Consider the following 9,535-nt stretch of genomic DNA (forward strand, 5'->3'; position numbering starts at 1 on the left):
GTCCCCCCGGCGCGAATGGTCGATAGGGACGCGGGGGAACGTGTTCCCCCGATGATGCCCCTTAACGGTTTACGAGGTTCTTCCAGGTCCTCCGAAAGGGGGGCTCTGCCCTGATCGTTGGCGTCGGGATCGACCTGTGCCGTATCTCGCGTATGCTTCGGGCCATACGGTCGCGCCATTTCGTGGAGCGCGTCTTCTGCCCGGAGGAGATTGCCTATGCCGAGGCCAGGGGAGGCGAGCGGGCCCGCGCTGCAAGCTACGCCTCGGCCTTCGCCGCACGGGAGGCCTTCTGCAAGGCCTCGGGCGTGTCCCTGGCGGAGGTGGCCTTAGGGAAAGGCTTCTGCCTGCTCCGGGAGGGGGGCGTTCCGAGGATCGAACTTGCTCCCGAAGTCGAAGCGTCGTTCCTCCCGGGGCGCTCCAAGAGGCTCTGGGTCTCCCTGACGCACGACGGGGACTACGCCGCGGCCGTCGTGGTGATCGAGGGGGAACCTCCGCCCTGACCCGGGGTGCCGCGCCTCGCCCCCTTGACGGCCCCTCCCGCGTTCAGGCGGAGGCGCGCAGCACGCGTCCCGCGCGCCGCGTCGTCTGCTCCCCGTTCAACACCGCGGCCTCCCCGTTGACGATCACCGCGGAGAGGCCCGAGGGAGGATGATGCGGATCGAGGAAGTCCCCGCGGTCCAGAAACGCTTCGGGGTCGAACACGACGAGGTCGGCGAAGAGCCCCTCCGCAATCAGACCCCGGCCCGCTATGCCGTAACGCTGCGCGGGGGCGGAGGTCATCCTGCGCACGGCCTCCTCCGGCCTCAGGAGCCCTCGGTCCCGGGCGATGCGTCCCAGAAAGCGCGCCGTCGTGCCGTAGGCCCTCGGGTGAGGGCACCCCTCCCCGCTGCGGACGGCCCACGCGTCCGATCCCAGCGCGGTGAGAGGGTGGCCCAGGACGTGCATCAGGTCGTCCTCGCTCTGCTCGTCCAGCAGGACCATCAGCGCGGTTCCCCCGATGCGCAGCAGCCAGTCCATGAAGGCCCCGATACTCTCCGCGTCCATGGTTTGCCGGTTCAGGATGTCCGCCAGGTTCCGGCCCTCGCTCGCGGGGTCCGCGGGGCAGCTTCCGATCAGGACCCGCCCCCACCCCTGGAGGAGCATCAGGTTGTCGCCCGGCACATCGTCCCGCAGGATCGCTTCCGCGATGCGGGACCGCTGCGTTCCGTCCCGAAGTCGCGCAAGCAGGGCCTCCACGCCTCCCTCCGCCACCCAGGCCGGCAGGAGCGAGAGGATCGTCGTGCTGCCCGCCACGTAGGGGTAGGCGTCGCACAGGATGTCCGTCCCCTCCGCACGGGCCCGCTCCATCGTGCGCAGCGTCTCGAATATCTTGCCCCGGTTTGCCCGGCCGATGGCCTTGTGGTGCGATACCTCCACGGCGGCCCCGGTCTCCCGGGCCAGGTCCAGCAGCTCGTCCACGCACTCGGTCACCGTCGTGCTCTCGCTCGCCATGTGGAAGGCGCAGCGCCGGCCCCGCCGCGCGGCCACGGAGAGGAGCGCGGCGATCTCCTCCCGCCCCGCATAGCTCCCCGGCGGATAGGCCAGGCCGAAGGAGAGCCCGCAGGCCCCCTGATCGAACTCCCGTTCCAGAAGCTCCCGCATCCGGTCGAGTTCCCGTTCCCTCGGAGGGCGGTCCTCGAAACCCATCACGGCGGCGCGCAGCGTGCCGTGCCCCGTGAGGATCGCCAGGTTCTGGGCCGGACGGGCCGCCTCGATCCTGCGGGCGAAGGAGGCGAAGTCGCTCCATCCCCAGTCGTACTCCGGAGCCGCCCCCACGAAGGGCCCCATATAGCGGGCCAGGGCCTCGCGGTGCTCGTCCGAGAGCGGCGTCAGGGAGAGCCCGCAGTTCCCGCAGACTGAGGTCGTGAACCCCTGGAGGATGAAGTTCCGGGCCTCGGGGCAGCGCAGGATGCCGTGGTCGACGTGATTGTGTGCGTCGATGAACCCGGGGGCCACGACCCTCCCCGACGCGTCGACCGTCGTCCTGCCGTCCGGAAGGCGGCCCAGCGCGGCGATGCGGTCGCCGCACACCCCGACGTCCGTGCGGAAGAGGGGGTTCCCCGCCCCGTCCGCCACGTACCCGCCCCTGACGACGATGTCGAACGTCATGCCCCCTCGTCGTCCCTCTCGTAGAGGACGTCGAGACAGGCGTCGCAGAGCGCCCGAAGGCTCGACACCTCCCGCTCCTCCGGAAGGCCCGCGGCCGCGTAGGCCAGGGGCAGTTCCGTGCAGGCCGTCGCGATCGCGAGGTCCTTCTCGCTCCACAGCTCCTCCACGACCTCGCGCATCAGACCGGCCGCCTCGGCCATCTCCCCGGCCTTCACGAGGCGCAGGCAGCGCTGCACCCGTTCCTGCTGCCGCTCCGACGGGTGCAGGAACCGATAGTCCTTCCGCTCCGCACAGGCCGGATAGATTCCGCAGGCCCGCGTCCCCGATGTGGACAGGAGCCACGCCCCCTGCGGACTGCGGCGCCGTGCGGCGTCCACGGTGGCCTCCACGATGTGGACCAGGGGGATGGGCAGATCGGCCCGAAAGCGGTCGATGAAGTGATGGGCCGTGTTGCAGGGGACGGCCAGCAGGTCCGCCCCCCACTCGGCCAGGCGCAGCAGGTCCCGGCGCATCGCGGGCAGGGGGTCGGGCCCGGCGCCCAGAATTCCGTCGGTGCGGTCCGGGATGCCGGGGTCCGAGAGCATCAGAAGGTACGGATGCCCGGCATCGTTTTGAGCCGGAGCCCCCGCCGCCAGGAGCCTCAGAAACTCGGCCGCCGCCGCGGGCCCCATCCCGCCCAGAATTCCCAGTTTTTTCTCGGGCTTGGAGAGCAATTCAGTCAAAACTCCTTTTCGGACGTCCCCAGCGATCGGCGGAAGCGGGTTGAGTCCGCCCCGTCTGGAAACGTCGTTCCATTTTCGGAACTCAAAGCGCTTTTATGAACTCCCTGGCCTTCAAAAGGTCCTTGTCCGTCGGGTGCTTTCTCCCGATCCCGCCGAAGAGCCCGAACGGTCCCCAGGTGTCGTATCCCCTGCAGGCGTATCGTCCGACGTAGGTTCCGGCCTTCTCCTTCAGGATGCGCTCGACGGAGGCGGCGTAGTTCTTGAAGTTGATCCCCGCCGTGTAGACGATGAACGTCCTCTGGCGCGCATCGAGCTCGATATCCTTCGCCAGCTGGACGATGTCGGGGCTCAAGGACTGGAAGTACACGCCCGACGCAAACCCGACGACGTCGTATTTCGAGAAATCCACATCCTTCGCCTGGTCCGCGGGATACAGGTCGCAAGCCCGTTCCTCCGCCATCGCCTCCAGAACTTTTTTCGTGTTGCCGTGATGGGTCGAGACATACACGACGGCAATTTTCGCTTCCATATGGATTTGCTCCTTTCCTTGACCGTCCCGGCGGTCCCGGGCCGATATCCCTGTACGTTTCATGCCCAATTATAGCCATTTTCATCGATCGTGCATCATGGATATGGCCTTGCCCGGAGGCGACGCCGGGCCTGGGACGAAACGTCGGACGAAAAATTTTTCACGAGGTTATTCTTTTCTTACCCTATTTATCCTGAATATGGGATAATTGAGAAGTCAAGCTATTTCATCTTAGTCGGGAGGGATTGTTGTATGAGGAAGAGACTGTCTTTGTTGGCGTTGTCGCTGTCGGTCGTGATGCTTGTCGGGGCCGTCGCCTGGGGTGCGCCGATCAGGGTTGGCTTCGTCGTTCCCAGCACCCGCGACGACCTGGCGTGGAGCCAGGCGATGTACGAGGGCATCGTTGCCGTTCAGGAGGAGCTGGGTTCGGACAAGCTGGAGCTCTCGATCAGCGAGCGCCTGGGCAACCCGGTGGATGCGGCTGCGGCCATCCGTCAGTACGCCTCCCAGGGCTACGACCTCATCATCGCCCACGGCGCGCAGTACCAGAGCCTGCTGAACGACATCGCCCCGGACTTCCCCAAAACGACCTTCGCCTACGGGACCGGCTACGCCGCGAAGTTCCCCAACATCTTCGCCTACGATCCCCACTCTCAGGAGGGGGCCTACATCGGCGGCGTGGTCGCGGGCATGATGACCAAGAGCGGCGTGATCGGCTTGGTCGGCCCCGTCGAGGCCGGCGATGCCATCAAGTACAACAAGGGATTCGAGATGGGCGTGAAGGCCGTGAACCCGAAGGCCGAGGTCCGCATCGCCTACACGGGCTCCTTCAACGACCTGGTGGGGGCCGGCGAGATCGCCCGCACGGCCATCAATGCCGGTGCGGACTTCCTGAGCGGTTCCTCGCAGCAGAGCGTCGGCGCGCTCAAGGCCGTCGCCGAACACAAGGGGGTCTACTGGATCTCGACGGACCTCAACATGAAGAACGTCGCCCCCGAGTCCGTGCTCCTCGCCCAGGTCTACCTCTTCAAGAACGTCGTGAGGGAGATGCTCGACTCCCGCGCCAAGGGAGAACTCGGGGGCCGGGCCATCCCGCTCTCCATCGCCAACGGGAACATCGATATCCAGATCAACCGCGAGCTTCCGCCCGAGGTCGCCCAAAAGGTCGAGGAGATCAAGTCGGACATCGCCAGCGGCAAGCTGAAGATCGAACTGAACTGATCGTAATGGGATCGGGGGGCCCGGCTCGTCGGCGGCGTCCCCCGTTTTTCGAATGGCTTGGACGATCGGGGGGATGTCCATGACGGAACGGATCAAGACCCTCGAGATGAGGGGGATAACCAAGCGTTTTCCCGGCGTCGTGGCGTGCGACTCCGTGGACCTGGACCTGCGTTCGGGGGAGATCCTGGCCCTGCTCGGGGAGAACGGGGCGGGGAAAAGCTCCCTGATGAACGTCCTGTACGGACTCTATCGTCAGGACAGCGGAAGTATCGTCGTGAACGGGAGCGAGGTGGTCATCGACAGCCCCCTCGCCGCCTTCCGGCTGGGTATCGGAATGGTGCACCAGCACTTCATGCTGGTGCCGAACCTCACGGTGACGGAGAACGTCGCGCTGGGGTTTTGCCATCGGCACGCCTTCTCCCTGGATCTGGAGGAGGTGCGCTACAAGATCCTGGACATCTCCCGCAGACACGATCTGGAGGTCAAGCCGGATGCCCTGATCTGGCAGCTCTCGGTGGGAGAGCAGCAGAGGGTCGAGCTGATCAAGTCCCTGGTCCTGGGGGCCAACCTCCTGATCATGGACGAGCCCACGGCCGCCCTGACCCCGCAGGAGACGGACGAGCTTCTGGACCTGCTCGGGGATATGGCCCGCAGGGAGTGCTCCGTCATCTTCATCAGCCACAAGCTGAACGAGGTCCGGCGCGTCAGCGACCGAGTGATGGTCCTCCGGGGCGGCAAGCGGGTCTACGAGGGTCCGACCCGGGAGCTCTCGGACCGCGAGCTGGCGGACCGCATGGCGGGTCGGACCCTGGGGCAGGCCTCGTCCCGCACGCCCCACCCTCTGCGCGAGGAGACGGCCCTGGACATCGTGGATGTCCGGGCCAGGGGGGACCGCGACCGCGGAAAACCGGCCCTGAACGGAGTCACATTCGACGTCCGCAAGGGCGAGATCTTCGGCATCGCCGGCGTCTCCGGAAACGGGCAGCGCGAGCTTGCCGAGGTCATCAACGGCCTGCGGAAGATTGAGAGCGGCAACATCCTGATCGATTACTGGAACATCACCAACCACACGCCCCTGCAGATCATCGAACAGGGCATGGGCTACATCCCGGAGAACCGCATCCGCGAGGGAATCATCCCCTCCTTCTCCGTCCGCGAGAACCTGATCCTGAAGGAGTACGACGGCCCCGAACTCTCGAGCCGGGGCTTCCTGAACCGGGAGAAAATCCGGCGCTTCGCGTCCGACCTGGTCTTCTCCTTCGAGATCAAGACCCCGGACATCGAGACGCCCTGTGCCACCCTGTCGGGCGGCAACATCCAGAAGGTCATCCTGGCCCGGGAGATCACCCGCCAGCCCAAGGTGCTGGTCGCCGTCTACCCGATACGCGGCCTGGACCTCGGCGCGACGGAACACGTGCACAGGCAGCTCCTGAAGATCAGCGAGTCGGGGACCGCCGTGCTGCTGATCTCCGAGGAGCTGGACGAGCTGCTGGACATCTGCGACCGCATCGCCGTCATCTACGAGGGGCGCATCATGAAGGTCCTGAACGCCGCCGAGACCGACAAGCAGGAGCTCGGTCTGCTGATGGCGGGCATCGGCGCCGCGGAGAAGAGCCCGGCCGACGGGGAGGCGGAGGCATGAGAAAGAGTACGATCCTGATCTACAACGTAGCGGTCATCCTGTTCTTCCTTTTCTGTGCGCTCCTGTTGGGGGCCGGGCTCTTCGCGGTAGCCGGCGGCAACCCCCTGGCGGCCTACGCCGTCATGTTCACCGAGCCCCTGAAGGACCCTTTTGGGATATCGGAGACGCTGGTGCGCGCGACGCCCCTGATGCTGGTGGCCGTGGGCGTCGCCATCTCCTTCCGCAGCGGCATCCTGAACATCGGCGGGGAGGGGCAGATCCTGATCGGGGCCGTGGCCGGCGCATTCGTGGGGCTGGCCCTGCCCGACCTGCCCAAGTTCCTTCTGATCCCCCTGATCTTCGCCACGGCCTTCGTCGGCGGGGCCCTGTGGGGGACCATCGCGGGATGGCTCAAAGCCTACCTCGGGGTCAACGAGATCCTCAGCACGGTCATGCTGAACTACATCGCGAGCCAGGTCTACATCTATCTCCTGCGGGCTCCGATGATCGACCCGCAGGAGCTGGCCTACGGAACGGGCATCCCCCAGACGGCGCAGCTCTCCCCCAACGCCTGGCTGACCCGCCTGATGCCCCCGATGCGCCTGCACTCCGGATTGATCTACGCGGTGCTCCTCGCCGTGCTGACCTACCTGATGCTCTGGAGGACGACCTTGGGCTACCGCATGAGGGCCTGCGGGGCCGAGCCCCTGGCCGCGCGCTGCGCGGGCATGAACGTGAAGCGCCACCTCGTCCTGGCCATGCTTCTGGCCGGAGGAATGGCGGGGCTGGCCGGGGCCATGGAGCTGTGCGGCGTGCATCGCCGCGCCCTGGAGGCGCTCTCCGCGGGGTATGGGTTCAGCGGGATCGTGGTGGCCCTCTTCGGCGGGCTTCACCCGCTGGGGATCATCCCCGCCTCGATGCTCTTCGGGCTTCTGATCGTCGGTGCGGACATGATGCAGCGGGCCGTCACCATCCCCGCCCACATCATCCTGGCCATTCAGGGTCTGATCATCCTGGCCGTCGTCTCCTCCTCGATCTTCATCTCGAACCGAGGCATACGGGCCCGGATCCTGTCCCGCTTCATCCGAGAGGAGGCCTCCTGACATGGGCTGGGAATCCCTGTTCTCCGTCATGCTCGCCGCCGCCGTCCCCATGGCCGTTCCTCTGCTTCTGGTAGCCCTGGGGGAGATGTTCGACCAGAGGGCCGGCCTGTTCAACCTCGGCGCCGAGGGCATCATGATGATGGGGGCCTTCGCGGCGTTCTTCATCGACCTGAAGTTTCATATGCCCTGGCTCGGCCTCGCGGCGGCCCTTGCCGTCGGAGCCCTCCTCGGGCTCCTTCTAGGTTTGGTCTGCATCACCTTCAAGGCCCGTCAGGGCATCGCGGGGATCGGCCTCTACATGCTGGGCTGGGGGATCTCCGGGACGCTCTTCCGCGTCTACGTCGGCGGCCCCACACCGGTCACCGGAATCCCCGCTCTGAGGCTGGACCTCCTGCGGAGCGTTCCCTGGGTCGGGTCGGTCCTGGCGACCCTCAGCCCCATGGACTACGTCGCGTTCGCGCTGATCCCCCTGTCGAGCTACCTGCTCTTCCGAACGTCCTGGGGGTTGAAGGTCCGCGCCGTGGGCACCACGCCCCGCGCGGCGGACACGCTGGGGATCGATGTCTCCCGCGTCCGCTACCAGTGCGTGATCCTGGCCGGGGCCTTCGCGGGGCTGGCCGGCGCGTACCTGTCCGTCTGCTCGGCCAGGATGTTCGCCGACAACATCACGGCGGGCCGTGGATTCATCGCCGTGGCGCTCGTCTACTTCGGGCGCTGGTCGCCCTGGGGCGTGGCGGGCGGAGCGGTGCTGTTCAGCATCGCCGCGGCGGCGCAGCGCCTGATCCAGTTCTACGGCATCAAGTTCCCCTACGAACTGGCCCTGATCGTGCCCTATGTTCTGGTCATCCTGGTGCTGGCCTTGTCCCCGAACCGCAGGCGCGTCGAGCCTGCGGCACTGGGGAAGCCTTACGACCGGGAGAACCGGGGTTAAGCCCGATCCCGATATCCCGGCTCTCCCGCATCCATCGTCTGGGCGGACGACCGGTTTCCACAGGGCCGAAGCTCTGCGGGGACCGGTCGCTTTTTGTCCCGCATCGCACTCCTCTCACGCACGTATTCCGTATGCGAAAATCCGCAGGAACGCCAGCTTGTCAAGGGAGTGAAAGTCCTGTAGGATAGACACGTCGCGGCATTTAGGAATTTCAATTCTTATTATTGAGAGGAAGTGTTCTGTAATGAAGATGTTCGTTCTGTCACTCGTTCTGGTGGCCCTTGCCCTTTCGCCCGCCCTTGCCGGGGAGAAGAAGCTGCCGACCCTGAGGTCCCTGTCCACCCCGACCTGTCCCGCTTGTCTGCAGATGGCCAAGGTGTTGGACGAGATCAACGACAAGTACGCGGGCAAGCTGACGGCGGAGAAGGTGAACGTGGAGGAGCATCCGGAGATGGCCCGTGAGTACAAAGTGCGCTACGTCCCCACCCTTCTCTTCATGGACGCCGAGGGCAAGGTCGTTCAGCAGGAGGTCGGCTACCGCAGCCTCGACGAGGTCCTGGAGATCTTCAAAAAAGCGGGGGTCGCCATAGAGTAATGCTTGACGCCATCTTCTCCGCGATGACCTCGAGTGGGCCCCTGCAATGGGCGGGGGCCTTTCTCTGGGGGATCGCAAGCGTCCTCCTCAGCCCCTGCGGCATCGCGGCCATTCCCCTGGTTGTCGGCTACATCGAGAACACGGACAGCCCCAGCCGCTGGGAGGCGTTCAAGGTATCCTGCGCCTTCTGCAGCGGGATCGTGCTGAACCTCATGCTGGTGGGGTTCGTCACCTCCAGCTTCGGTCTGCTCTTGGGCGGCAACGAGCGATTTTTGACGCTCTTCGTCGCCGCGGTGTTCATCCTCATGGGCATCCATCTGACGGGGCTCGTGCATTTCAGGTTCTTCTCGTTCGGGGGCAGCGGCTCCACGGAGCGGCGCGGGCTTTGGGGGGCTCTGGTCCTGGGCGTCGTGTCGGGGCTCGCCATCGGCCCGTGCAGCATTGCCTACATCACCCCGGTGCTCTCGTTGGCTGCGGCTCAGGCCTCGCGCGGGTTCCTGTTCTCCTTCGGCCTGATCCTCGCCTACGCGTTGGGCTACAGTGCCGTTCTGATCGTATCCGGGACCTTCGCTCAGCTCGCCTCCGTCTGGCTCCAGAGCGAGCGGGGACAGAAGGCCCTGCGCGTTTTGAACTTCCTTTGCGGCGTCGTGCTGATCTGTGTGGGA

Annotated in this window: 10 protein-coding genes; 7 read left to right on the top strand and 3 right to left on the bottom strand. The window is 65.9% G+C overall.

Annotated features, from left to right (window positions below; all coding sequences use genetic code 11):
* Nucleotides 1-113 precede the first annotated feature (113 nt).
* Nucleotides 114-500, top strand: coding sequence for a 4'-phosphopantetheinyl transferase superfamily protein (locus Q0176_RS05610; protein WP_299300099.1), 387 nt, complete (start codon nt 114-116; stop codon nt 498-500).
* 43 nt (nt 501-543) lie between these two features.
* Here the strand turns inward: Q0176_RS05610 and Q0176_RS05615 are convergent, their stop codons facing one another.
* From Q0176_RS05615 to Q0176_RS05625, 3 genes are all read right to left on the bottom strand, one after another.
* The gene (locus tag Q0176_RS05615) at nt 544-2,148 is read right to left on the bottom strand and encodes a D-aminoacylase (RefSeq protein ID WP_299300081.1); all 1,605 of its coding nucleotides are present in this window, start codon (nt 2,146-2,148) and stop codon (nt 544-546) included.
* Entirely contained in the window at nt 2,145-2,861 is a 717-nt protein-coding gene (locus Q0176_RS05620) for an amino acid racemase (RefSeq protein ID WP_299300083.1), read from the bottom strand. Before Q0176_RS05620 ends, Q0176_RS05615 begins: the two co-directional genes overlap by 4 nt.
* Before the next feature lie 91 nt (nt 2,862-2,952).
* Nucleotides 2,953-3,399: a flavodoxin domain-containing protein gene (locus tag Q0176_RS05625; protein ID WP_299300085.1), complete on the bottom strand. Its 447-nt coding sequence runs from the start codon at nt 3,397-3,399 to the stop codon at nt 2,953-2,955.
* Between the two features lie 252 nt (nt 3,400-3,651).
* Here Q0176_RS05625 and Q0176_RS05630 point away from each other — a divergent pair, with 252 nt between their 5' ends.
* The 6 genes from Q0176_RS05630 to Q0176_RS05655 form a co-directional block, all read left to right on the top strand.
* Nucleotides 3,652-4,620: a BMP family protein gene (locus Q0176_RS05630; protein ID WP_299300087.1), complete on the top strand. Its 969-nt coding sequence runs from the start codon at nt 3,652-3,654 to the stop codon at nt 4,618-4,620.
* A gap of 79 nt (nt 4,621-4,699) precedes the next feature.
* Nucleotides 4,700-6,262, top strand: coding sequence for an ABC transporter ATP-binding protein (locus tag Q0176_RS05635; protein ID WP_299300089.1), 1,563 nt, complete (start codon nt 4,700-4,702; stop codon nt 6,260-6,262).
* Nucleotides 6,259-7,344, top strand: a complete 1,086-nt coding sequence (locus Q0176_RS05640) for an ABC transporter permease (protein ID WP_299300091.1) — start codon at nt 6,259-6,261, stop codon at nt 7,342-7,344. The genes Q0176_RS05635 and Q0176_RS05640 overlap by 4 nt, the downstream gene beginning before the upstream one ends.
* A gap of 1 nt (nt 7,345) precedes the next feature.
* A complete protein-coding gene (locus tag Q0176_RS05645) occupies nt 7,346-8,275 on the top strand; it encodes an ABC transporter permease (RefSeq protein WP_299300093.1) in 930 nt (309 codons plus the stop codon).
* A 244-nt stretch (nt 8,276-8,519) separates the two neighbouring features.
* Nucleotides 8,520-8,870 (top strand): thioredoxin family protein, encoded by a 351-nt coding sequence (locus Q0176_RS05650; protein WP_299300095.1) that lies wholly within the window; start codon nt 8,520-8,522, stop codon nt 8,868-8,870.
* Nucleotides 8,870-9,535, top strand: a 666-nt coding sequence (locus Q0176_RS05655; RefSeq protein ID WP_299300097.1) for a cytochrome c biogenesis protein CcdA, incomplete at its 3' end; no start/stop codon positions are given. The genes Q0176_RS05650 and Q0176_RS05655, both read left to right, overlap by 1 nt.

The sequence above is a fragment of the uncultured Fretibacterium sp. genome (assembly GCF_938040765.1).
Taxonomy (GTDB): domain Bacteria; phylum Synergistota; class Synergistia; order Synergistales; family Aminobacteriaceae; genus CAJPSE01.